A 25,995-nucleotide genomic window follows, 5' to 3' on the forward strand; every position below is an offset into this window, starting at 1 on the left:
TGGCGCTGCAAGGAGCAATATTCTATTTAAAAGCACAGATTATTTTTAAACTACAGGATATTATGTATCAGACCGATACATTCATCGCTTTCCGGAAAAGTTTGGTCGCAGAAATGGCATCAAAGGTGAGAGAGCTTAACAGAGATAGTTTTGCCGTAAAACAACATCTGAAATATGTAGATCTATATGCAAACGAACAAAACTATATTTCACTGACATACGAGGATACTCTTCTTATTCGCGATGAACTGGCTCCTCTTATTATCCCCGACGAAGACGAAGCAAGCGCCGTGCGCTTTGATGCTCTTATCTATGCCATTGAACTTGCACACCTTGACGGAAAAGGATACAGCCGACACAAAAACGACCTATTCAAAAAAGTCAACGCCATTGCAAGCGTTGCCAATATACCTGAGATTACCGCAAAGGCAGAGATCATCCATCAAATTCTACATACCGATTTCTTGGATAACTGTGGAATCAACGAATTTGAAAATATTCGTACATCTCTTAGAGATCTGATGAAATATATTCCGAAAGACAGCAGAAAATATGATACCAATTTTGCAGACGATATTCTTGCTACCGAATGGAATGTATCTGAGCTTGAAAACGATGACTTAAAAAACTATCGGGCAAAGGCAGAGTTTTACATAAGACAGCATCAAGATAACCGAACCATCGCAAAGTTAAAAGGCAATATTCCTTTGACTGCCGAGGACATCTCCGAACTGGAAAAGATTTTATGGGAAGAATTGGGATCCAAAGAGGATTATACCGCAGAATACGGCGACAAGCCCCTTGGGGAATTTGTGCGTGAACTGGTTGGCCTTGACATGAATGCCGCAAAAGAAGCATTTTCAGAATTTTTAAATAATACAAAGCTTGACGCAAGGCAGATTTACTTTGTAAATCAGATTGTTGAATATATTGTTCGCAACGGCATAATGAAAGATTTGTCTGTGTTGCAAGACGCTCCATTCACAGATAAAGGCAGCATTGTAGAAATTTTTACAGACATGTCTGTGTGGTTAGGAATCCGCAGCGTAATTGATCAAATCAACAAAAATGCAGCAGCATAGGTACTAACAACAAAATAACCACACTACTTTTTACATCGGACTGAACCCACTTTCAAAACATTCCTGATAAAAATAATTTATATAAAAACAAGGCAGTAGTCTCAAAGTAAATGAGACTACTGCCACGGCTGCTTGAGCTAAAAACTGACGCAGACATCAAAAATCATAGTTTGCTGATGATGGACAATTGTGCGGTTTTTCCTTTTAAATTCAAATGTTCGTATGGGACAAATGTTTAAAAAAATGATCGAGAAATACGAAAAGGATCTGCAGAACAACGCTCAGTAATCTGAGATTCTTTCAAATTTAGCGAAAATAACTGCTAAAATCATATACGAAGGGGAGTTTCCTGACGGAAGCTCCCTTTTGTATATGTATCTGCGAAATATTGATATCATGGATTTTGCCTAAAGCAAAATACATTGGCAAAATGGAAAAATTTTGTTATCGTATACCATGAAAATAACAATAACCGGGGAAATCTCGTGTTTTGTATAAACTTCAAAATATAATACGATTTAAACAAAATATCGAGGGACTGTCACAAGCGAGTAATGAACCGTCCCCACTACAAATAAAGATGTATTTACTCCGTTTTTTATCTGTAATTGGCCAATTCTTCCAGATATTCACGTCGAGAGGGGTGTGCGGACATAGACTTGGATTAGCTATATAAACAGTCCAAGATTATGTCCGCATCCCCTATCGTCCAGTTTTTCCTATAAACGCAAATTTTAGTATGAAACAAACGCCTAAGGAGAAAATATACGCATCGCCTTTTGTACATTGTCCTTCATACCATTTATTGCAGCCACTTCTATATCATGGAAAAAAGTTTTATCAGTAAGGTTGGCAACAGCTGTACCACCAGCCTTTGCCATATATGTATAATAATTTATTTTCCGTATTCCAAGAGCAATTACCTTTTTATAATCTTCTGAGCTAATACCACTGCCTCCGTGCATAACAAGCGGAATATCCACAAGATGGTGAATCTCTTTCAGTCGTTCAAAATCGAGCTGCGGCTGTTTTAAATACACACCATGGGCTGTACCAAAAGCACAAGCAAGTGCATCAATCTTTGTTTCACGAGCAAACCTGTATGCGACTTCTGGTTCCGTATAGGCACCGGCAATATGGTTGGTGCCGTTTTCTGACTCCCGAGCACCCATTGAGCCAATTTCTGCCTCAACTGATGCACCATATCGCGCGGCTAATTCAACAGCAATACAAGTATTTGCATAATTTATTTTTTCATTAAATTCAGAACCATCATACATAATTGACGTAAATCCTATATCAAGTCCCCGTTTTATATAGCCTAGATCCGTTCCATGATCTAAATGTACACATATCGGCACTGTTGCTTTGTCAGCCATAAACAACATGATTGGTGCAATTTCCTCCATCTTGCAAATGCCCATTTCCTCATGTATTTGGGCGTGCATAATAATGGCAGGTTGGTTTAGTTCCTCAGCCGCGCCAATTACTGCTTTCAAGCTGGCTAGATTCGGTGTATTAAATGCACCGATTGCACAATTATTTGCCTCTGCAATTTTTAAAATTGCTTTTAATGTAGTTAACATGGTGCCTCCTCCATAAATTCAAATTTGATGTGATGTATTTTCGTTTCATCTGGTTTTAAAAATTCCAATATCTTTTGTTTTCTCATTACATCACGTCCATCTGGCAAACAGTTGCCCGGCTCCAGTCCCAAAACATACTCATATTCGCCCATCATTTTCCACTCAGTAAAATATGGAAGCTCTTTCGTGTCATAAAATAGAGATACCCCCTTGCCGATATTACTGTTGAAAATAGAGATACGTGGGATCCCATGAATCTTATGGTAATAACATTTTTCTTGATAGCCTCTCTGAGGTTTTTCCATTTGAAGGCAGTGTTCCAACCCCTCGATGGCATGTTTATTTCTAGGGGTAACCCCATCAGAAGGAATTGTGACAACTGCATTTTCAGAAAGCAGTGGATATCCCATATTACAATGATACAACACTTGCAATGGAGATTCTACTGATCCGATATTGGTTATTTCATCAATAAGATAGATAGAATTGCTGTCAAGGGGACAGATATACTCCCTTTCCATCACAAGCTTATGTGAAAAAAGTGCAGCGTCTTGTACCCTTGTTTTAATATGTATTTTGCCATCCTCTGTCCAATATCTGAAATTATCACATGGTGTATTTGAAATAGTCCCATGAAGAGGCAATGTTTCTCCGTTATCCACACACGGCGTACCAACTGCTGTAAGTCCGCAGGTTGTAAGAAACCCAGCTGTAAATGATTTCAGGAAGCCATCTCCTGTGCTATCATAATATTTGGATGAAACATACCCGCATGGAGCAAAATATCCCATATTATCGCCCTTAAAGATTACTCTCGAGATATCAGCCCCTCTATCAAGTGATACAGTAAATTCAAGGCCCTTACCATTTCTTACATTTAAAATCCTCATGCCGTTTGCTTTTCCACTAACAAGAATAGCTTCTTCAACACCCCAAAGTTGTAATTCATTGCCGATATATTTATTCATATGTCAGTCCCTCTACAATCGGTTTAATCGCTTTATATATTTGTTTATATGCTTCGTAAGTCCTTGCATATATTTTTGCGTTTTTTTCAATGGGCTTATAAGTCTGTTCATACTTTACAAATTTTTCTTTTGCCTCATGCATATCTACCACTGTTCCTATGGCAGCCGCAGTCAGCATACATGTTCCACAGGTACCAACTTCTTTTGCTGCCAGAGCAGTAATAGGTCTATTTAAAATATCTGCCTTGATTTGCAGCCAAGCAGGAGAAGCCGCGCCGCCACCTGTTGCATACAAATTTTGAGGACAAATCCCAAACCTGGCTAAATGTTCCAGATTCAATAGAATTTCAAAGGTAACCCCTTCTATAAGAGCTCGATAAATATCTAAACCGGTATGCTCAAGCGTAAGCCCCAAAATTGCCGCCTTAGCTCTATAATCCATATATGGAGTTGCTGCACCGGAAAAGTGGGGCAACACTAATAAGTTTGTCGGTTCATTTGGCATGTGACTATCCAGTACTGCAAAGATATTTTTCTTTAAATTCTTAACCAGTCTTGCCTCATACTTTGCGAAATTATCCCTATACCATTTAAGAGCAGAGCCGCCTGTAAATGAAAAGGCGTAACAAACATAGGTTCCGTCAAATATATACGGTACAACCGCATATCCCTCTTCATATAGCTGCTCATTATTAGGAATAGTATTAAAAACAGGCGTTACACACTCAACTGTACCAGTTCCATCCACAGCCTGTCCCGTTTCAAATACACCTGCCCCTATAGCAGACGCAACTTGATCGTGACAGCCATTGATAATTTTTGTTTCGGAAGAAAGTCCCAGTTTTTCCGCCATTTCCGGTAAAATACAGCCCGCTATACTGCCTGTAGAAACCAGCTTAGACATCAAACGCACATCCACTCCTGCTGCATCAAACACTTCTGCACTCCAGCATTTATTTATGATATCAAATCCCATTGTTCGTGCTGCAAGAGAATAATCAATTTGTGCTTTTCCAGTAAGCTTATATACAATAAAATCTTCAATTAACATGATCTTGTCTATATTTTGGTATACCTCAGGGTGGTGATTTTTTAACCACATAATTTTAGGGAGGCTATACATGGAACTCGGTTTCACACCTAAAATCGAAATTAACCTGTTCATTCCTACTTCTGAGCATAGAACAGCACACTCCTCTTCCCCTCTCGGATCAGTATAGAGCATGGTAGGAAACAAAACACTGCCTTTTTTATCAACTACAACAAAACTTTCGCCAAAAGTGGTGATGCCGATTGCCGCCAAATCATAATCTTTTGCAATTTCTTTGATAACCGTGCATACTGACTCAAAAATGATGTTTGCGTCAATTTCATGCTCCCCATTGCTCCGTGTAACATCATACTCGACATACGAGTTAGAAATATACAACCCACTCGTATCGTAAACAGTCAGCTTACACCCAGTTGTTCCCACATCCAAACCACCTATGAACATATCACGCCTCCTTATAATTCAATTACATTATAATTAAGATAATATGTAAACGCTTCATTCAAAATTTTCGCCATATGCCCAACTCCGATTGCTGTGTGATGCCTAAATCCTTCCCGGCCAAGTCTTATAAGCTTTCTTTGTAAATCATCAATAACCGCAACACCACCGCATCCAAAAAATCTATTTTCTATCTCATCATCTGTAAAACTACCTTCGTCAATATAACAAGTCAGTTTTCCATCCTCTGTCTTACAATTTGAAAAGGTCATCGGGAATGACGCAATTCTTCCCTCATTGCTTCCCCAACCACAACCTGGACATGCCTTTGCAAACATTTTATGGTCACTGACAACGCCTCTTCCTTTCATTAACTGTTGCGCTGTGGAACCACAATGAAAAAGAATTACTTTATTAGGATCACTGCCATAATTGTTATTCCAATCAAGACAGGCTGTCGGTTTTTCAGAGGCAAGCTGCATCGCATACATACTGATTGCGGAACATAAGTCAATTTCACAGGAAGCCACAATACCCCTATCGTTTAATTCACTTAAAAGTACACAAGGAGCAATGCCAAGTTCAGTTTGCATTTCCTCCCAACACCGAAGAGTGATACAATCCAACTTAAATTCACTTATATAATCATCAATCACCATGGATACTTTTCCTAAAGTACAAAGTTTGTCCTCAGGCACATGGGAAAAATCCGTATATTGTCTCAGCTGATTCATGCGTTCTATCACTTTGGAGTCTTTGTCCGAGTATTGCCGCACACGATAAAATAAATCTGATAAATCAAACGATTCACAGGTAATGCCATATTTCTGAAGCGTTATTTCATCATATCGTACTGTTTTAAACTTTGATGTTCTGGCTCCAAGTATTCCAACAGTAAATTTTTTCATACCATTTACAACCCGGCAAACAGCCGCAAAGTCATCAAGATTTTGCTTAAACTTCATCGTCAGCGGATGAACTACATGAGGCTCAAACACCGTATATCGAATGCCACATTGATGGAAATAATCTTCAATGCTAAATTTTCCGCAGTAGGAATCACGTCGATGTTCAAAATCCATTTTCCCTATTTCATCTGGATACGCTTGTAAAAAAATTGGTTTATCTGTCTCCGAAACAGCTGCAACTGCGCCGTTTTCATCACCAAAATTGGGAAGTGATATAATAATTCCATCATATTTTCCTTCGTGTTCTTTTAGCCACTCGGCATATTTTCGTCCTTCCTCACTCGTTTCAACTGCTCCATACCGAGTCATATCAATGGGGGGAATGATATAATCATATCCCGCTTCTGTTACCGCCTGTTTCATTTCCTCTCTAGCAGTTTCTATCAGGCTTTCTGGGAAAAATCCTCTGTTTCCAAAATACAATGCAAACGTTTGCTTTTTCATTTTTATATTATCCCCCTTCTGATATCATCTAAAATTATTTTGTATTTTTGGGCCTTTTTACAGCAAATCTTTTAAAAATTGAAAAACGCCATCATCATGGCCAGGCATATATTCATGCCCAAAATCCGGATAAATGCGTATGGTTTTTTTTGCTTTGATATGATTATAGGCAGCAAACACGGTAGATGGAGGACAAATATTATCCATGAGACCGGTTGTAAGATAAACCTCCCCCTTAATGCGTGAAGCCAAATGCTGTACATCAATATAACCTAATTTAGTAAAAATCTCCTCTTCCCGCAAGTGACAAGGGTCATACCACCGGAAAAAATTACATATTTCCTCGTATGCATTCATTGCTAAATCCATTTCCCATACCCGTTTATAATCACTTAAAAACGGATGCGTCGGCACAACCTTAGCAATACGGGGTTCAAGAGCCGCACACGCTAACGTCAATCCACCTCCCTGGGAACCTCCCATTGCAGCAACTCTTCCCTCATCCACATAATCCAATCCCATGACAATTCGTGCCAGTGCGGCAGTATCCAAAAAACACTGGCGAAACAGCATATTATCTGCATCCGGATCGTCCAATCCGCGAATGATATGGCCATTTAACGTATTCCCTTTGACAGGATTTATATCCTCTGATTTTCCTCCCTGGCCGCGGGTATCCAAAGCGGCAACTACAAAACCTGTAGCAACCAACGCCATATTTTGTACCCAATCACCACTCTGTGCAGAATATCCATGAAATTTAATTGCAGCAGGGGCTCGACCTACAATATGCATTGGCTTCAAAAGCTTGGCATAAATTCGTCCACCCTTAACACCCGTAAAATACACATCAAAGCATTCTACATTTGGCATCTGAAATTCACTCTTGGTAATATTAACCTGCATATCTGTTTGATCCAATTCAGCAAGCGCTCTTTCCCAATATGCGTCAAAATCTTCTGGTCTGGGATTTCTCCCTTGATATCTCCGCAGCTCTTCGATGGGCATATCTAATATTGGCATAATTTCTTCACTCCCTTTAGACGATCTTATCACTCATTATTTGTTATAAAGTGCTTTTATTTTCTAGTTGTTTATCTTTTCTTTTCGTATACAAAATACTCTTATGGCAATTTGAAGAAAACGTTAAACATTATGGAACTCTAGACGAAACATGAACAACTGAAAGATGAATGATCCTATTGTATCTCTTTTTTGATATCGTTTTCATCCGCCACGACTATATCAGAAAAGTTTTTAAAACATTTTCCAATATATTGTTTTATTTTCTCTCATAAGCCTACTTTACCTCAAATGCCGCAAAACCATAAGGCTCAATGTTAGAAAAAAGCTTAACTTTTTTCCCATAAAGTTTCCCCATACAATTTAAAAATTTCACCTCTGAATAGGTTTGATCAAGGATGATTTCAGGCTCTATTATTTCGTCAAAATTAACATTGAATAAAGCAACAGAAAGCGCATTTTTATCATCACTTTGTGCCGTTTGCATGTACAAAAACGGATTCTTTACACAAATTGCTGGCAAAGATTTTTTGCATAACCAGGGAATGGCATCTATTAAATGTTGCTGTCGATAATAATTATTGAAATAATTATAAGCATTTTTGTCACTTCTGTAAGCATCAATTGCAAAAATATAAAAACGCAGGCCGTCCTCATTTTCATACAAGTACGAAGCAACCTCTCTGCCGGGCATAAAAACACTTTTGACCAAAGCTGTATCCGAGCATTTTATTTTATACATTGTGACTTCTGAAATATTAGTAATTTCATCATTTTCAGCGCAAAACATTTCGCCCGTAAAGTTCGCACTACTACATTTTATTAGTCCAGTATCAATGCCTCTTTGCGCCAAAATTTCAGCAGCAACCACATCTAAAATGGCGCCATTTTTTAATTCATTCTTTTGGATGTATCTTGCATTTTCACCAAAAACAATGGCTGGATACTCTGTTATATTGCAATATGTGGTTGGTATTGCATTTTCGCACAAAAGCTTTTGTCCCGGACTATAAATTGTATTTTCAACAAATCTGGAAATCCCTGGTGTATATTTTTGGGGAAGCACAAATTTTTCTACCTTGTGCATAACCTCGTATACCCTGACACCAATGTTTTTTTTGTCTCCAAAAAAATTTTTTATACCATCGCGTAATAACTTGTTTTTTACATGACGGGCAGTATATCCTCTCTCATAAGTTACATCACGATTATAATCAAACATATATTTTAAAATACCATCCGTTTCCCCTGTAGCAAGTAATGCCAAATCAAATATTTCCAGCAACCTTGATGGGACTATGTATCTTGGTCTGGGATAAACGTCACCCTCTGTAAATATTTCTATATCCTCATGCTGACACCAAGCGGCCTGCATCCTGGTGTATTCTACCGCATTTTGTACCCTTATTCCATGGTAAGGAGCTCCAATGGTACGTAAAAAAGGCTTTGTTTTTCCCGCAAATACTTTTGCAAGCCTTATTCCATCCGTTCCGCTAAAATCCCAGATATCGTGGCAAGTACAGCTGCCAAGGCGAATGTTTTCATCTACCTCATCCACCGCTGCCCGCATAAGTTTGGCAAAGTCTAACAAGCTATCCCCCATAACCTTTAACCAGGCCGAACGGTAACGGTTCTCGCCACCGGTAAAGATTACCTCTTCCAACTTGCTTCTGGGAATTTCCTCTCCAATCTCTTGATAATACTGCTTTAAATGAAGCTCACAGCAACACCCCATATTATATCTACGGGTATTTAACCGAAAATCATCATCAAACATAATAATATCCGGCTGCATCTGAGCAAGTCGTTTGATGGCATGGTAATAACAATTTTGCAAGTTTTTATCCAGCGGACAAAAAGCTTCCTCTTCTACTTTGCCGTCTACTCCTTCGATTCGAGTAAACGAATCGACATATTCTGATTGTTGGTCATGGGTTAATATGCCCCCATGTCCAAAAGCACCCTCCCAAACGCCTACTTCAAAGCCTTGTTCTTTTAAATAGGAAATTAAAAACTCCATTTTTTCCGGTTCTTGATAGATATAGCAGTCTTTTTTATAGAAAGGTATAAGTCCACACAGAAAAACCCTACTCACTTCCGCCCTGCGAAATTCTTCCACAAATATTGGAAGGGACTTTTTATTCATTGTTTGAATACTAACAGGAACTGACAATTTATACATTTTTATCACCCCATCTTTTTACATTTTAGCTGGTCCTGATACCTTTTCATGCCATTATAAATTTAATAAAATAATTGACAGAGTCCCTATAAAATATCCGACTAGCTGTATGTGGGACAATCGTTCCTTATAAATAAAGGTCGCAGTAACAAATCCAAGAACCACACCACCTGCCGAAACACTAGGAAAGAGTATCGCATTCGGAATCAATCCCGTCAAAACCAACATCATAAGGTTAACACCGCCATTTGCCACTCCATTTAGTATCCCCATTCCCACACACAATCTTGCTTCCTGAAAATTTTCATGAAAAATGCATGAGAGAAGAAAAAAGGTTCCCCCGCAAATTAGAAGTGCCATGATCATTAATTCATTTTTGTAACCACCGTCAAATGCTATTTGCTGCGCTTTTTGAATAGTAGAACACATGCCATTACCAAAAAACGAAAACAATAAGGCCATCACCCAAGGCAAAGAAAACATCACTTTTTGCTTTTTATCTGCAATTAAAAATAACGATAAAATTAAAAGCAATAATCCAAGAACGCCAATACCACCTAACTCCTCTTTGAGGAAAAAAATTCCATAGAGTGTTGGCACAATGAGTGAGTAGGAATTGACCAACATAGAAATAGACAACGAACCCCATTTAATTGAAAGGAACAACCCCAATATCGCAGAGATAAAGCTAATTGCAAACGCCAATGCGTACCAGAAAACATCTAAAGTGAAATGAAGCCGCCCGCCAGAGCTAAAAATGAAAAAAAGCATTGCCGAGAAAGACGTGATGGATAAAAACAAATAGGGCTTTGGCAGTTTTGCACTTTGATTATATTGTTTTTGCAAAATATTTTGCGTCGCCACTAATAGAATCACTAGCAGGAGTAATATATATTGCATAAAAAAGTACCTTCTTCCCTTTCACGATGTTTTCATAAATTAAATTCTGCCAATTTGTCTCTGAAATCACCTGAAAATGTCTATATTTCGGCTTCCATTATATTTTCCAGTAAATCCCCCAAAACCTGAGCCATAGATGCAAAACCCAAATCGTTGGGATGTGTGTTATCCACGGTTCCGTCATACTTAGCCAGTCTCATCAGTTTATTGCCCGGGATAAAATATACATTTCTATCCCCATTTGAAATGGCATGTTTATATGTCTTTTGAATAATTTGAAGTCTTTCTTTTTCATAATCTTCTAAAAAAAACTTAGGCCTCGACAATATAACCACAGGTAATTTCGGCTTTTCCCGACGTATCTCACAGAACATATGCTCATGCGTGTAATACAGATGACGGGCAGTCGGAGCATTATGATCATAATCATATACAAACACGGACATATCGAGTGACTTGATATAGTCTGCCATTTTCTTTTCTCCTTTGGCATTTCCCGAAAATCCAAGATTGATATAGTCGCAGTCAAGTCTTCGTGCAATCATGCTCTGATATGTATTTCCCGGTCTGGATGCACAGCCACCTTGTGTGATGGACGATCCATAATAAACAATCGGTTTTTCCTTTTTATAGGGTGCTGCTTCTTTTAAGAACGCTTGCTCAGATATTCCTACATACAGCTCTTTTACATTGCTGTATAAGGGAAAATAAATGGTTACGGTGCGTTTGGTTTTCGATCCAAATTCTATCACACCTTCAAATCCGTGCTCCATGTCATATGGAGGGATAAACGTCCCTCCATACTCCTCCCCGCATTTTCCTCCCACGTATAAATCAAAGCCAGCAGAGCCAGTTAACGTAATATGCGGCATTTTGCCTACCGCTTCCATTTTGGTCAGGATAGCAACATATGGGCTGTTGGTTTGAAACCTTACCCTTCCTCCTGCTGTGTTGGTATGAAGAGAAAAGACTCCCTCACTCACCTCTTTGGCGATTTTCTCAGGCAATCTCCGGAACCGTCCGTTTTCATAAAAAATTCCATATAATCGAAAAGGACATTGTAACACATTATAAAATTTTACATCCTCTTTTTGTAAACTTGATTTTACAGCAAAATTTTTGTCAACCGTTGCTATATTTCCCATATGTACACCTCAAGGTTATAAAATTAATGCGGTTAAAACAATTTGTCACTTTACTAAGTTATATCTTTTCTGCGGAGAAACAAAATGTTTATTCTTCCCACTCCAGCACATTGAGTTCCTTTCCATTGTAATCAAAGGTTTTTAATCCGCAATGCCTGATATGAGAATGCACCTGATTTCCGAATAACACAAAGGAAATGTCGCTGTCTTCCCCATTGATCTCATACATTCTAATCACCGGGGTATTGTTGTCCTCACTTTGTTTCACCGCAGAAACAATGACATTTTCATTATTGCACGCAAAACAACTTTTCTTCAGCGGGAGAACCCCGTTATGAAAGCTGCCCGTAATCGCCCTGAGTCCATAATTAAGCACTGCCGCTGTCTTTTCTGATGCACTGTTTGATTCATATCCAAATATTCTATAAGAAAACTCATGTACACCTAAATCCATATACTCACAAAATTCATCACGCTCACAATAGTGGTCACCATAAATAGCTGTTCTTAAAACCGTTAGCCGTATTTCTTCATTCTTTGTATCGTATGCATATTTACTATCATTGGCAACACATAAATTTCCGCTTGCGAACCATGACCCAAAGGGCTCTTCACCAGTATATCCTTTTCTGCAAATCGTGCCGTAAGGAACCTTCGCAATCACTGTTTCATTGATAAGTGGAAAATTAAATTTTACCGTTCTATGTTTTTCATGAAAATCCAATTTGACGCTTACATCAACATAATTTGCATCAGCATCAAGGGTGTATATTCTCTGTAATGTAGATCCATTGTATTCGCTGGTCACACAAACGGAAGCCCGGACACAGCCTGGTTCTATCACTTGAAAAGAAGGATTACCAAATACACCGACTTCCTCCCCAAGCTCATCTACATCATGTCCCCAAGTATTGCAATGCGTCTCATCCAATACAATTGCTCTGCAAGCTCTGTCTATGATACATGTTCCCTTTTCTTTATCATACAGCCTACAAATATCTCCTGTTTCTTTGGAAAATTCAACTCTAATCTTACTATTTTCAAGTGTGTTTTCAGACACATGGATATCAGATGCAAATGAAACATTGCTCTCCTGTTCCGTAAACATGCGGTACACCGCATACCCCATAGGTTCAACTTCAGCGGTAAATACAGTATCATGTTTGTTTCCAAAATTGGTATGCCTTCCTCTAACAATTTGAAATGGGATCTCCCTATCCTCCCAATTGGTCATTTTTTGAGCTGCCCCATATATGCGAATCGTTTGTCTGACCGGCCAAGCATGCGGATTAAAAACGACAATCGGCGTACCCAAAACCTCGTGTACCCACATTGCCCACTGTCCTCGAGATTTCTCTTCTGACTTATAAGAGGGCAGTGTTGCTCCGTTCAACGTGTCTATATTCCACGCAATTTTCTGCATTGCAAGATTGATTGCTTGTTCGGTTATGCTCATCGTTTCTCCATACAAATACCTGGCATCCTCATAAACTTGTTTGATAGAACAGCCGCCCAATATATCATGAAATTGATTAAACAATACATTTTTCCAAGCAGTATTCAACTTTTTTTTAGGATATTCTGCCCCAATTAACTTCGTTGCCATCATAGACAATGTCTCTGCCGCTAAAAGATTATTTTCACAACGTCTATTGCCCGTTTTTATAAAGGTATTTGCACTATAACAGCCACGTGCATTATGTTGTAATTCTCCATGAACCGTCGGTAAGTTTTGCTGATCAATTTTTGAAAAATATTCATCAACACTTGAATATATCATTCCATCAATCTTTAATTTAGATATCTCATCAAGAAGCTTAATAGTGGGGCCGCCGCCATGATTTCCCACGCCAAAAAAAGCCATATAATCTAAATTTTCTTTTTCTGCTTTTTCCTTGATCTTTTCAAAAGTTTCCATACAGCTTAGATCTATATGATATGTAAAAGGCAAGCGAAAAACACAAACTTTGCTTCCATCATCGCTTTCCCATTGAAAAAGAGAGTACTCTATTCCGCTTTCCTCCGGTGCAGGCCGCATACATACATAATTATCAATACCACTACTCTTAAGCACCTTTGGCAAAGAACCATTATGTCCAAAAGGGTCTACATTATAACCCGTTTTAGCAATTACACCAAATTTTTCCTTAAAGTAACGCTGTGAAATTAATGCGTGCCGGGCATAACTTTCTCCGTCTGGGATATTACAATCAGGCTGTAAAAACCACCCTCCTACAATACTCCAACGCCCCTCCTTGACTCTCTCTTGGATTTGAGAAAACATTACAGGATCAACCTGTTCAATCCACTGATAATATACTGCGCTGCCAGCTGTAAATTTTAAATGAGGAAATTCTTTCAATCGGTCAAGCGCACTTCGATATGTCGCTAAAACCTCTGAAAAACCATCCTGCCATCTCCAAAGCCACGCCGGATCAATGTGTGCATTCGCTATTAAATACAAATTTGCCATGAACTTCCCTCTTTCTCCTCTTTTGCTCTATATATTTGTAAAAAGCATTAAAGCATATTTTTGACCTCTCATGCCACATTGCTTTTATATTCGGTTCTCCCAAAATTCATAAAATTATATCATTAAACGAACTCGTATATTAAAATGCCCTATCTCCATTACTTGCCCGATATTGATTGGGTGAAATATTCAGTTTGCGTTCAAACACCCTATACATTTGCTGATACCCAGTAAATCCTGCCTTAACAGCAATATTTTCAAGATTTTCGTTTGTAGTAAGCAATAATTTTTTTGCAAGCTCAAACTTGGACTCAAGAATATACTGTGTTACTGTTTGATCAAATTTCTCAAAAAAAATACGATTCACCTGCTTTTCGCTTAAAAATACATATTTACAAATATCTTCTAAGCATACGTTATTGGTGATATTCACATCAATATAGTTTTTTATGCTGGATGCACGCATTTTGCTGAAATCATTCTGTAATTTTGGTTTAAAAAATTTTTCTTTTTTTGCTACAATCTGTATCGTTTTTATAATGCACTCCATAATCATTATTTTGCTTCGCAAATAATATCCAAATTGCTTTTCTCTATTTTCTTTTCTGATTTGATCCAGCACTCCCACAATACTTCCATCATCATGAAAAGACTGATAATATATTTCTTTCATAATTGCATGCATTGTGCCGATTTCAAAACGGTCAATTTTACTTTTTTGTTCATCCGCAAATATGATTTGACATTCTATACTGTACGATATCATGGGGTCGCTATCAAAAGAGAATTCCGCATGGTTGACATATGGCTTGGTAAAATAAATATCTCCTTTGCTTACCTCAAACTCTGCATCTTCAATAGAAACCTTTGCTTTTCCACTTACCACATAATGAAATTCATAATCCTTGTGCATATGGATGGGGGCAAAAAGGCCCCCATCCGTCTCCATACGCGTAAAACGATGCACAATAATCTGCATATCACCATAAGGTATGGTGCAATTATATTCATCTAAAACATGTTCTAATTCCATATCTGTTAAACCTTTATCTGTATTTGAATTGAATTAAGGAATCCCCAAGTTGTATTGGCCTGCACATTAAATTCTGCCTTAATATATACTACATTGCCTCCTACAATATCCGGTTCGTTCGTATAACAAGTAAATATTTGATTGGTATTGTGAGAGAAAATGCTTTGCAAATCACTTATCTCATCGTATATATATCCATTTGCACTTGCCTTTATCTCGACGTTTGATCCCATAATAGCGCGTCCGGAATAATTTACAACTACCTCTTTGATGGGCTGATCTGACTCCACTTTCCAGACAGCGGATCCAGTACTTCCTATAGCGGCCAGCCCAATTGTATCTAAATTATTACCATCAAGCGGAGCAACCTGAATATTATTCTCGGAATATAGAGTTTCACGATAAGAATCATCATTCAATTCTTCATCAATTACTGTAATATATTCTTCAAAAATTTTGGTTGCATAATAGCTTTCCTCGTCTCCGGCTTTTAGAGGCATATAGTACACACTGACAATATTTCCTTCTTTAAATCCAATTCCCTTTCCAGGTGCTGCTGCCAAAAATGTCCCAGCCCCCTCGGTCTTTGAGGAATCAAAAGTAGTCATGGAATCCAGCTTAAAGAGCCACTTCTTACCGGTACCTTCCTCCGTTATTTCCATATATGGAGATATCATCTCCGGGAACTGCGCCTCGGTAAATTTAGTAATTGTCCCTTTGACCAATCCATAACGAAGCTCCAGTTTAGAAATCTCTCCTTCGTCATTCAGCGTTACATCCGCCCTCTCTCCTAAAAGAATATCTTTCATTTTTTCACGCGGATATTCTTGCAGTTCGCCACAGCCGGCATCAATAGGCCCCCGATAAATTTTTGCATCGTCTGCAAATTTAAAGAAGGAACCTCTGCTATAATTACTCAATTCCACGTCATGGAAAGAAATCATAACTTCATCTTCTGTTTGCCACTCTTGCACGCCCGTAAATCCAGTAAACTGTTTGGGGTATTCTTTTACCGGCCTACCCGCAGTTAATGTAAGCGTTACCACACCATCAACTTCAATGTATTCTCCATTGCCACATTTTTCGAGAACATATACATCTCCGTCCTTGGTTAAGCTATATCTGCCGCTTTTATCAGAGAAAGATAAAGTAACATCATTGTTTCTTTCCGCCCCTAATTCAAACCGAACTGTTTCCCCAATTTCACGAAGGATAATGCCCACTGGTGTTTCACTGTCTGCTGCTTCCACCGTGATTGGATAATCTCCTAACTTTCCATTGCCGATCACCATGAATTTTGCAGGCATGCTTAAAGACTGTGTACCCAGCAAAAGCTGCTTTGCACTTTTGAATTTTCCTTGCTGATACAGCTTCTCTGCTTCGATATAATTAGGATGGGTCCCCGCATATGACTTTTGCTCTGCAAGCATCTTTTCAACATCCGCACGGTAAGTAACAATAAGATTATTCAGTCTGGTTTCAGAGAGTGTATAATTAAATCCATCAGTATGACCTAATGTCTCTCCAAATTTTGCGAGTCCTCTTACCCGATAAAGGCCACACCACGACCTGGTTCCCGATGTATAAAGACGAACCATTGCATAAGCAACAGATTTTGTTTTGTCAATATAGTCGCTAATATCATATGGAACACCGCCCACATCCATTACAACATTAGACGGCACCAAATTGAGGTTATTCAAGTCCGAACCAGCATATACTTCCACTCGACAATTTGGGTCCATGTGCGACCAGCATAGGCCGTAAAGCATAATGGCTGCACCATTCTCTAAAGGCTTTCCTTTGTTGTCAATCTTAAAAGTTAAGCTTCCTTCATAATCTTCATCCATAGGGCACGCAAGATTCCATCTGCGCATTGGCTCCGTACCCATTCCATCTGATGCAATCAACACATCATCTGGCTCAAAAGTAGTATTTTCATCGAAATCATACCTGAAAAGTTCTCTTCCCTCAAATGGTTCTACATATTCCTCGGTATGAACAGTCTGATCCATTTCAGCAAGCTTTGGCTGTGCCGCCTTGGTCGTGTTGTACAAAACTCCATATTGTGCACCGGCAGCATAATAGTCATCTAATGGGTTAATGGCCAGGCCATCACCGCCACATTCAATGTTAACAGCTGCAAATTTACCACGTGCAGCCGTATGTGCACCCATATTTCTGTTTGCAACGTTTCCGGACAATCCATATCCTTCCATACCGACATGCCCATTTTTAGTAATTGCTGTTTCATACGTATCCCATTCGGAAATTACTCTTTTCTCTATATTGGTATCAAACTGATGTGTATAAAAATTATCCATCAGCTGATAGTCCGGTAATGTAATTTCATCACCTTTCACAGTAATGTAATCCGATGCGGCACCTTCTGCGGCTGCAGTCATAAGGTCGGCTGCATAATCGTTTAAATTATAGAATAATGCTTCCTGCTCTTCCTCATCCAGCCAATCAGTAGGGTCAAAATCTACGCCATAGTTTTCTTTCAGTGCATCCACAAATTGTTGAGATGAATCACAGACTTCCTTTATTTCTGTGGGAGTAAACAGGAATTCTGTCCAATATTGAGGCTCATTTTCAATAAAAACTGAAATCTCTGGAATTCCCTTATCCCCTGCAATAATTTTAGACTCTGCAATTTTTTGACTCATATATTTACAAAATTTTCTATATTTGTCCAATCTGACACTGTTTAAATAATCATTATTCATGGAAAGCCATGGATTGTTACCCCATGTATTGGGCGTAGTTGTTTGGTAAATTCCTCGGCCATTAATATTTTCTGGTGCATATACCAGCATCTGATATTCAAGGTCGCTAAAGAATCCCCCTTTACCGTCCGGCACATAAGTCGGATTACCTCCCCACCAGGAATTAAAATTAATAGCCATCGGAACATCAAGTTCGCGCGACAATTCCACAACTGCATCTATTACGTTGTAAACATGTTCATCAGGCCATAAAAGATAAGTAACCTCAATCACATATCCAGGCTCAAACGTTTTATAGTTGGATTCGTCTCCAAATACTTCAATATAATTTTCAATCTGTTCGCGAAATCTTTCTTTCGTTGCTTTATACGCTGTCCAATTTAAATTGAAGAAATCTCCGTTTAAAATCATGACTGGCATTCTGTCATTAATGCCTTCCTCTGATCGCAGCGTATCAAGATTACTATGTGTCCACGCACGATTTAACATGACCGGCGAATCGGATACATTTCTTAATGTTACTCGAACACTGTTTTTTCCTTCTGTTAGCTCTGCAGGAACTCTTACAAAGAAGTGCAAAGGTCCCACAGAAGTTTCCGCCCCCGCTCTTAAAAACACATCTGTACCATCGACATTGATATAATAACCATACGATGCTTCGGTTTTGTTGTGTATTTCCTCAAATTCAAGTACAACATGACTTCCGGTAACTGCAGCATCATAGGATATGGTTCCTTTTTTAGCTGCAAGTTTACGTACGGTATATTTTTCGTCCGTATATTCGCCGGCCCGCATGGTCGTCATGTTTTTAATAGAGCTTTGACTGTCCGCTTCAACATTATGTGAATCATCACTGCCAAAAACAATCTGATCACAAAGATAATCTGTATCTTCTGCCATGACAATACAACTGCTTAAGATAAAATAGAAAGCTGCACAAAACAGAACCAGAAAGCATAGAAGCCCTCTCTTTCTTTTCAATTTAACGCACCCCCGGATTATTTAATTTTATCTATATACGAGTTAATGTCAACCGAATTGAGGGCAATAACATCGTCGATATACCCACTGTATAGTTCCTGAACTTCTGCCGCAAATTCCTCTGCTGTCTGATCATTTTCCAGATAATCACAGAATATTTTTCTGTATGCGGTATGTGCCTCGGCATCAAGATGCAACATTCTGCCTGCCGAATACACCATAGGCGTATCTCCTGTAAAATCTTCAAATGGTTTCATAACTTCAGGCAGTTCCACGTCCTTAATCACTGGTAAAAACATGGTCTTTTCTGCCCACAATTTTCCGCCGCCTTTTGCGTTGGATATAAATTGCAAAAATCCAACAGCAGCGTCAGCGCGTCCTTCGTCGGCAGCTTTTTGCGTAACAACAATATCCCCAGCAGGAGGCGAAACCATATACTTTACTCTTTCATTCCTTGAATCCGAATAAATCGAAGAATCCACATAAGGAAGCATTGCCACACCATAATTGACAGGAGTTTCATTAATCATATGCTGATTCGGATACCACGAACCATTCAGCGTCATGGCTGCTTTCCCTTCATTGAACAACGCTTCAAATTCCCAGCTTGCTGAATTAAATCCGACATTATAATATGGTGTCATTTCTTTAACAAGCTTAAAATATGTCACAAATTCAGGATCATTATAATTTAGCAATCCTGCTTTTACTCCAAGCAAAATTTCATTTTCATCCAGAATTCCATTTTCTGTAATTACATCCAACCGATCTGCTATACCGCTATTTGCATAGCAATCTTCCAAAACAGGGTCCTCCATCCATTCAAGAGTCCAGGTGGATGAATTCATGATGCTGAACGGAATATAACCAGCGTCTTTTGCTGTTTGCGCCGCAGCCATAAACTCTGTCCATGTTTCTGGCACTTCAAGATTTAATTCATTAAATATGTCCTTGTTATAATAAAGATTAATCTGTGCTCTTGATAAAACATTGGTAATCAATTCTTCACCATTTTCATCATAACAATTATCCAGTATTCCGTCTATGTAATCGTCTTTCCAAAGCTGTCCACTGAAACGGCTTTCCGAATTATAATAGTCAGTCAATGGTAAAATCTTTCCACTGCTAAAGAAGGTTTTTGCATTGGTCATTCCCCATATAATATCCGGTTCACTTCCGGCGGCCAACTGCGCTTCTCTCCACTGATCGTACGATTCGGCCGCAACATAAATAAATTCAACTTCAACACCCGTTTCCTCTGTATAAGCATCTGCGATTTCTTCTAAAATCGGCCAGCACCATTCGCCTTGGCAATGTGAAATGGTAATTTTGGAAGCATCATTCTGCTTTGCTCCGCAACTAAATAGAGACAAAGATAATAACAAAATTACAGCAACAGTGATCAATTTTTTCATAAGGGTACCTCCTCTAATATTCTTGATATAATTTTAAATAACTCTGCTCGTGTAATATAATGATTTGGTCTGACTGTTCCGTCTTCATACCCGTTTACAACGCCCATTTCAACCAGCGCAGAAAACCCATTCATGCTATAATCAGGAATGTCTGTATAATCAGTAAAGACTTTTAGACTATCTACATTGCCTTCTCGTTTCAGGCATCGATTTACCATAGTAACCACTTCTGCACGCGAAGCATATGATGTTCCACGATATGTTCCATTTTCATCCTCCATCATAATTCCATTCTTTACCGCTGCAGCAAGATAGTTCTTTGCCCACAATGATGAAGTATTATCCATTTTCATTTCCACGTCAGGTATGTTAATCTTAAAAGCTTTTGTCAAAACGACTGCAACTTCTTCGCGCGAAATGTTGTCTTCAGGACGAAGGTATCCGTTGCCATCACCCGTAATAATTCCACGATTATAAAGTTTCATACAGTCCTCATACGCCCAGTGATCATCTGAGATATCGACAAAAACATTTGCATCATTTACGGTTTCCTGATTTTCTTTGTTATCCTCTGGCTGTTTTGCAGTATACTGAGAGGCAGTTTTTCCCGAAGAACCGCCTCCGCCGCCTGAATAAGAAGGCGGATCCATTGGTTGAATCACCTGTGCATCCGCAGGTGGAAGCAAGGTTTCTAATTCAAACGGATTTTCTACACCTTTTCCGCTAAAAATTAAATAGCAGGTTTCCTCGGAGGAGATTTTTACAATAAAGCTGTAACTTACCTCCCCATTCTTGTCGGCTCTTACCTGATCCATATAATATGAATAATATGTTTTACCACCTATCTCCTTTTCGTGACTTGCTCCATCTGGTTGATTCGGCCCATACATAGCAATCGTAATATACTCATTCTTACAAGGTCCATCTTCATCAAGAAGCTGTGCTGTCACGTCAATCTGTACAGTTTCATCATCCAGCTTGGTACTTTGAATTTTTCCGCTTCCCTTATTACTCCTAATTTCAATTTCTGCCGCATGCACTGTTGTCATCAGCATCAAAACAGAAAGAACAAGCAATACTGCCTTCTTCATTTTCATCACCCCTTTACTGCGCCAACCGTGATTCCGCTTACAAAACTTTTCATATTCAGTGTAAACAAAATGATTAATGGTACAGAGGCTACCACAAAACCCGCAAACATATAACCATACTGAATCTGCTGTGCATCCGTAAATGCATACAGCCCCACCGTTACCGTTTTAAGCGCATCCTTTGTTAATGTGAGCTGCGGCCAGATAAAATCATTCCAACTTCCCAGGAAATTGATCAGTAGCAACGATACAATAATTTGTTTGGCCAGAGGAAAAACAATTTGAACAAAAATCCGAATATTTCCGGCTCCGTCTATTTTTGCAGCGTCAAATAAGTCGCTTGGTATTTCCTCAATAAAGGTTCTTAAAATTACAATAAACATAATTTGTCCAGACGCTATATAGGGAAAAATACATGCCCAATAGGTATTATTAAGACCCAAATTATTCACCAGCACAAACTGCGGCACCAAAGTTAACACGGAAGGAATCATCAAAAATGATATAATGAATATATAAATAATATTTTTGCCTGGGAATTTATAACGTGCAAATACATATGCAGCCATACAGCCAAATATCATTACACCAATCACAGACACACCCGACACAATTACCGAATTTCCCAGATATCGTACTACTTTGAAAAAGGCTGCTGTATAATTTTCAAAGTGCACTGGAAAACTCATCAGAAAGTAGTTTGCACTAATCTGTTGATTGGTCTTAAGTGATGAAATAATCATGAAGTATATTGGGAAATATGTTAGTAGTAATATAATGATATGTATTGCAATAATGATTCCCTTTGATATTTTCGTTTTTCTCTTCACTGAAGACGGCCTCCTATACTTCTTTGTTCACGAATTTATTTTGAAAAATCGTAACAATAAGAATGATGACAAACAAGGTTACACCCATTGCTGAAGCATATCCGTAATTTCCTCCGGAAAACGCTGTTTGGTACATTTGCAGTCCCGGAACCATGGTATGATAGCGACCATTTGTCATAATCATCTGTGTGTTAAACTGTTGAATTCCATTAATTACTTGAAGCATTGTCAGCATTTTTATTTGCGGCATAATCAACGGAATGTCAATCATTCTGAATTTTTGAAAAGCGGTAATCCCTTCAATATCAGCTGCCTCGTGCAACGAATGATCAATGCCTTGAAATGCTGCCAGGAAAATCAAATATCCAAATCCACCTGCAAACGGAAACCCAATAAACAAAAGTGAAATAAGTGCTGTTTGATCTGTCCCCAGCCATACGGTTGCATATTGCTCTAAACCCACAAGTCTTAATATTGCATTGAATATACCATTCTGATATTCAAAAAAGAATCTCCAGTATAACGTTATAACCATAGTTGGAATCATAATAGGAATGATATATGCTGTTTTAATGAAGTTTCCAATTTTAGTTCCCGTAAGCTTTGAAACCAAATAGGTCTGTACCATATTTACGGCCAATAATGTAAAAATCCCCATTGCAACAAAGACTGCCAGGACCAAAAAAGATTGCCAAAACGCAACATCTTCAAACAGCTTTATAAAATTATCAAATCCAATAAATTGCGGTGTAAAATAATTTTTTGTCTTCCATAGGCACATTGACTTATAAATACTGTCAATAGCAGGATATAGCATAAATACCACCAGCAACAACACAGTAGGCAATATGCCAAGATAACACCACCTTGCCTTATAGATTTTTTTCATCATTCACATTCACCTCTTTATCCATGAAAACCTCAAAATCAATTTCTATCATTTTCTGTGAGCCATTGCTGTCCAATTAATCTACATAGCGTACTACTTCTTGAAGATTACTCAACGTACATCTGACAACAACATAGTCGCCTATGTTGGCTTGATCAATCCTTTCCTCTACTATATCACCCCGCTCAGAAACCGTAAACAAATAATGATTGTTTCCACTGCATTTGAACACAGCATCCTCGCCTGCCGCATTTTGTATTCTAATATACTCAGAAGTAAGCGCAGTCAAATATCCGGAAGCGCAAATACGTTCACTGTCTAGCGCCCCACTTGCAATTACCATATCTGCCATGTTTCTGGCATGGGTACTCGGATTGGTATAAGTATATCCATATCCATTTGGCGCATCGGAATCATGAAAAAATATCATATCTACAAACTGTACATATCCACCTTTTGTTGTTCCAACCTGAACAACATCTCCTCGTTTAAGCGGTTCTCCTGTTGACTGATCCACGAAAACCTTATCTTCTGCTTTGGCAAGATAGGAATTTCCCATAGCATCCGTCATTTTATCGCACAATTCTCCCTCACTATCTAAGCATTGAACAATATCTGTAATTACCGCAATGGGTGAATTAATAGGAAATTCTTCACGGACATCCACGCTGCCATAACGCACAATAATTTCCGGAACGCCTGCCGCATCATCATTATAGGTATCCACTGTGACGAGATTACGCTGTCCCGTATAACCACCTACCTTGAAATTCTTCTCATCATCAAAATCCGCCGGATCCGATGGCACGGTAAAGCAAACAGTTGTTGATGGAAAAGGAAACTCGGGACCATTATCGGTATATACTATCTGTGAATAGTTGAAATATGTCCCAGTAAATTTACTACGTGATTTAATAAACTTGCCATCCATATGACCTTCCATAGCTGCATCAAAGCCAAGCTCGTTTTGGGCAAATTCAATAACGCATACTTTGGAATCTCTATCCGGCCTAAAACGAATCAGTTGTGCTTGATTCTTGTCAAAAAAGCCGTTGACAAAAAATCCTTCTGTTGCTTGTAACGGCGTTTTACTTCCTTCATCTACACCATCTCTATACACCCTCACCTTATCTGCAAAATCAAGGGTATGAAACATTCCATCTTCCATAAGCACTTTCATAGTCACCGAACCAAACGTACCAATAGCCATATTGGTAAGATACCCATACACACGTTCTTCGTTAAGATGATTCACGATATATGCAATCTTTCCAGAGGTGGTAAGATACATGGTATATTCTACACCTGGTTGTAAATTATCAAATGTACTCGGTGCATATGCATTATAATCGTCACTAAATTCATAGGTCTGCCCATCTATCACTACACATTTTTTATCTACGTTTTTCTTTTCAGTCAATTCCCCCCGAACAATATTGTCGGAAACACCAAGACGAATCACTTTTGTTTCAAACACATCATTTTTAGGTAGCCAAATTTCCAGTACATCTCCCAATTTTAAAGTAGAATAACTCAAATCATCTTCGAATATTACCGTATCATATTTTGTAAAATCCAATGTTTGTGTCGAAACAACACCCAATTCAACAGGATATTCAAAAGAAAGGCTCTGGGTTGTATTTGAATAAGTTTTAACCACAACGGTAGTCAACTGTTCTATGACCAAAAAGTCCCACACTCTATCTTCATTATAATCAATCAGTTTAATGCTTCCATCAGAAAAGTCCAGTAAATCTTCTTCGCTTTTGGTAATATCTGTATAAAACCCATTATATACTAAACTTGTTTTCTCCAAAGGCAGCGTCTCGGTTTCGATTCGATTGGAATCTGCTGATTTATAATAGCTGATACACATTTCATTCCGATCTACACTAACTTGGCTTACATTTTGCGGATCAATTTCCTGCTCTCTGCCAGCGGTTTTTTTTGCAAATACAACGGTCGACATCTCTGTATCCGCTTCCTTAACATAAAAATCGACATAACAGCCAAGCAGGTCGTCAACACCGCTTTCTTCTCCTTTTTTGTAGCGCTGATCATTGATATACACATCATCTTCTGTGTCGGCATAGCTATTTGGCGTATAACTTGCACCGTAGATTGCTGTCACAACCCCAGAATATTGCTCCAGTTGGAACGCCTTATATAAGAGTGTCACACCTTCCTCACCTATGGCATTTGTTCCAGAAAATACAATAGCATGCAAAGCATTTTCTGCAATTTGTGAAACTGTTTTTACTTCAAGTTTTTCTGTATTTTCTAAAACAATACTTTGATCAAGATCTAATCTCGAGGCAACCGTCGTGTATCCATATGGATATCCGCCCAAGTCTTCTGCCATTTCTTCATATCCAAGCGCGATTACTACCATTTTTATAAACTGTTCATATGTCACATTTTCATTCGGCTCATAAATAGAATGTTCAGTTCCACTGATGATTCCAAGCTTTGCAGCAGTATAAATTGCAGCAGCGTTTGTGTGGCTTTCACTTACATCATCAAAAATTTGCTCAACCCCTATAGAATCAGCATCATAACCTAAAAGCCGAATGACTATGCCCGCGGCATCACCGCGGGTCACAGCCTGATTGGCGTCTTTTTTCTCCGTAATATGAAGTGCATAGGCAAGTCCATCGGGTTCGGTCTCTGCTTTTACAATATCCGGCGCTGAAAATACAATACAGCAACCTATGAGCATGGCAAAAGTCAAAATCAGTGCGTTTAATTTTTTAAACATTAAAAT

17 protein-coding genes are annotated in these 25,995 nt (G+C 38.6%); 1 reads left to right on the forward strand and 16 read right to left on the reverse strand.

Features of this window, described 5'->3' with window-relative positions; genetic code table 11:
* On the forward strand, positions 1 to 1,082 hold a 1,082-nt coding region (locus INF28_RS02725; protein ID WP_318961702.1), incomplete at its 5' end, for a type I restriction-modification enzyme R subunit C-terminal domain-containing protein.
* 752 nt (positions 1,083 to 1,834) lie between these two features.
* Here INF28_RS02725 and INF28_RS02730 read toward each other — a convergent pair.
* From INF28_RS02730 to INF28_RS02805, 16 genes are all read right to left on the reverse strand, one after another.
* Positions 1,835 to 2,668, reverse strand: a complete 834-nt coding sequence (locus tag INF28_RS02730) for a class II fructose-bisphosphate aldolase (protein WP_226391945.1) — start codon at positions 2,666 to 2,668, stop codon at positions 1,835 to 1,837.
* Entirely contained in the window at positions 2,662 to 3,636 is a 975-nt protein-coding gene (locus tag INF28_RS02735) for an aldose 1-epimerase family protein (protein WP_226391946.1), read from the reverse strand. The genes INF28_RS02730 and INF28_RS02735 overlap by 7 nt, the downstream gene beginning before the upstream one ends.
* A complete protein-coding gene (locus tag INF28_RS02740; protein ID WP_226391947.1) occupies positions 3,629 to 5,131 on the reverse strand; it encodes an FGGY-family carbohydrate kinase in 1,503 nt (500 codons plus the stop codon). Before INF28_RS02740 ends, INF28_RS02735 begins: the two co-directional genes overlap by 8 nt.
* Positions 5,132 to 5,142: 11 nt before the next feature.
* A complete protein-coding gene (locus INF28_RS02745) occupies positions 5,143 to 6,540 on the reverse strand; it encodes an L-fucose/L-arabinose isomerase family protein (RefSeq protein ID WP_226391948.1) in 1,398 nt (465 codons plus the stop codon).
* 57 nt (positions 6,541 to 6,597) lie between these two features.
* Entirely contained in the window at positions 6,598 to 7,563 is a 966-nt protein-coding gene (locus INF28_RS02750; protein ID WP_226391949.1) for an acetylxylan esterase, read from the reverse strand.
* A 277-nt stretch (positions 7,564 to 7,840) separates the two neighbouring features.
* Positions 7,841 to 9,583, reverse strand: a complete 1,743-nt coding sequence (locus tag INF28_RS02755; protein ID WP_226391950.1) for a hypothetical protein — start codon at positions 9,581 to 9,583, stop codon at positions 7,841 to 7,843.
* 216 nt (positions 9,584 to 9,799) lie between these two features.
* On the reverse strand, positions 9,800 to 10,645 hold the full coding sequence (locus tag INF28_RS02760; protein WP_226391951.1) for a hypothetical protein: 846 nt from the start codon (positions 10,643 to 10,645) through the stop codon (positions 9,800 to 9,802).
* Positions 10,646 to 10,725: 80 nt separating this feature from the next.
* Positions 10,726 to 11,790 (reverse strand): SGNH/GDSL hydrolase family protein, encoded by a 1,065-nt coding sequence (locus INF28_RS02765; RefSeq protein WP_226391952.1) that lies wholly within the window; start codon positions 11,788 to 11,790, stop codon positions 10,726 to 10,728.
* Positions 11,791 to 11,878: 88 nt separating this feature from the next.
* Positions 11,879 to 14,263, reverse strand: a complete 2,385-nt coding sequence (locus INF28_RS02770) for an alpha-mannosidase (protein WP_226391953.1) — start codon at positions 14,261 to 14,263, stop codon at positions 11,879 to 11,881.
* Between the two features lie 139 nt (positions 14,264 to 14,402).
* Positions 14,403 to 15,296 (reverse strand): AraC family transcriptional regulator, encoded by an 894-nt coding sequence (locus INF28_RS02775; protein ID WP_226391954.1) that lies wholly within the window; start codon positions 15,294 to 15,296, stop codon positions 14,403 to 14,405.
* Positions 15,297 to 15,301: 5 nt separating this feature from the next.
* On the reverse strand, positions 15,302 to 19,006 hold the full coding sequence (locus tag INF28_RS02780; protein WP_226391955.1) for a hypothetical protein: 3,705 nt from the start codon (positions 19,004 to 19,006) through the stop codon (positions 15,302 to 15,304).
* Between the two features lie 17 nt (positions 19,007 to 19,023).
* Complete coding sequence (locus INF28_RS02785) at positions 19,024 to 20,421, reverse strand: ABC transporter substrate-binding protein (RefSeq protein WP_226391956.1); 1,398 nt, start codon at positions 20,419 to 20,421, stop codon at positions 19,024 to 19,026.
* Complete coding sequence (locus INF28_RS02790; protein WP_226391957.1) at positions 20,418 to 21,512, reverse strand: S-layer homology domain-containing protein; 1,095 nt, start codon at positions 21,510 to 21,512, stop codon at positions 20,418 to 20,420. Before INF28_RS02790 ends, INF28_RS02785 begins: the two co-directional genes overlap by 4 nt.
* 5 nt (positions 21,513 to 21,517) lie before the next feature.
* Positions 21,518 to 22,342, reverse strand: coding sequence for a carbohydrate ABC transporter permease (locus INF28_RS02795; protein ID WP_226391958.1), 825 nt, complete (start codon positions 22,340 to 22,342; stop codon positions 21,518 to 21,520).
* 13 nt (positions 22,343 to 22,355) lie between these two features.
* Positions 22,356 to 23,234 carry a carbohydrate ABC transporter permease gene (locus INF28_RS02800; protein ID WP_226391959.1) on the reverse strand — a complete coding sequence of 293 codons (879 nt, stop codon included), beginning with the start codon at positions 23,232 to 23,234 and terminating at the stop codon, positions 22,356 to 22,358.
* Positions 23,235 to 23,307: 73 nt separating this feature from the next.
* Entirely contained in the window at positions 23,308 to 25,989 is a 2,682-nt protein-coding gene (locus INF28_RS02805; protein WP_226391960.1) for an S-layer homology domain-containing protein, read from the reverse strand.
* Positions 25,990 to 25,995 lie beyond the last annotated feature (6 nt).

It is taken from the genome of Ructibacterium gallinarum (assembly GCF_014982785.1).
Classification (GTDB): Bacteria; Bacillota; Clostridia; order Monoglobales; family Monoglobaceae; genus Ructibacterium; species Ructibacterium gallinarum.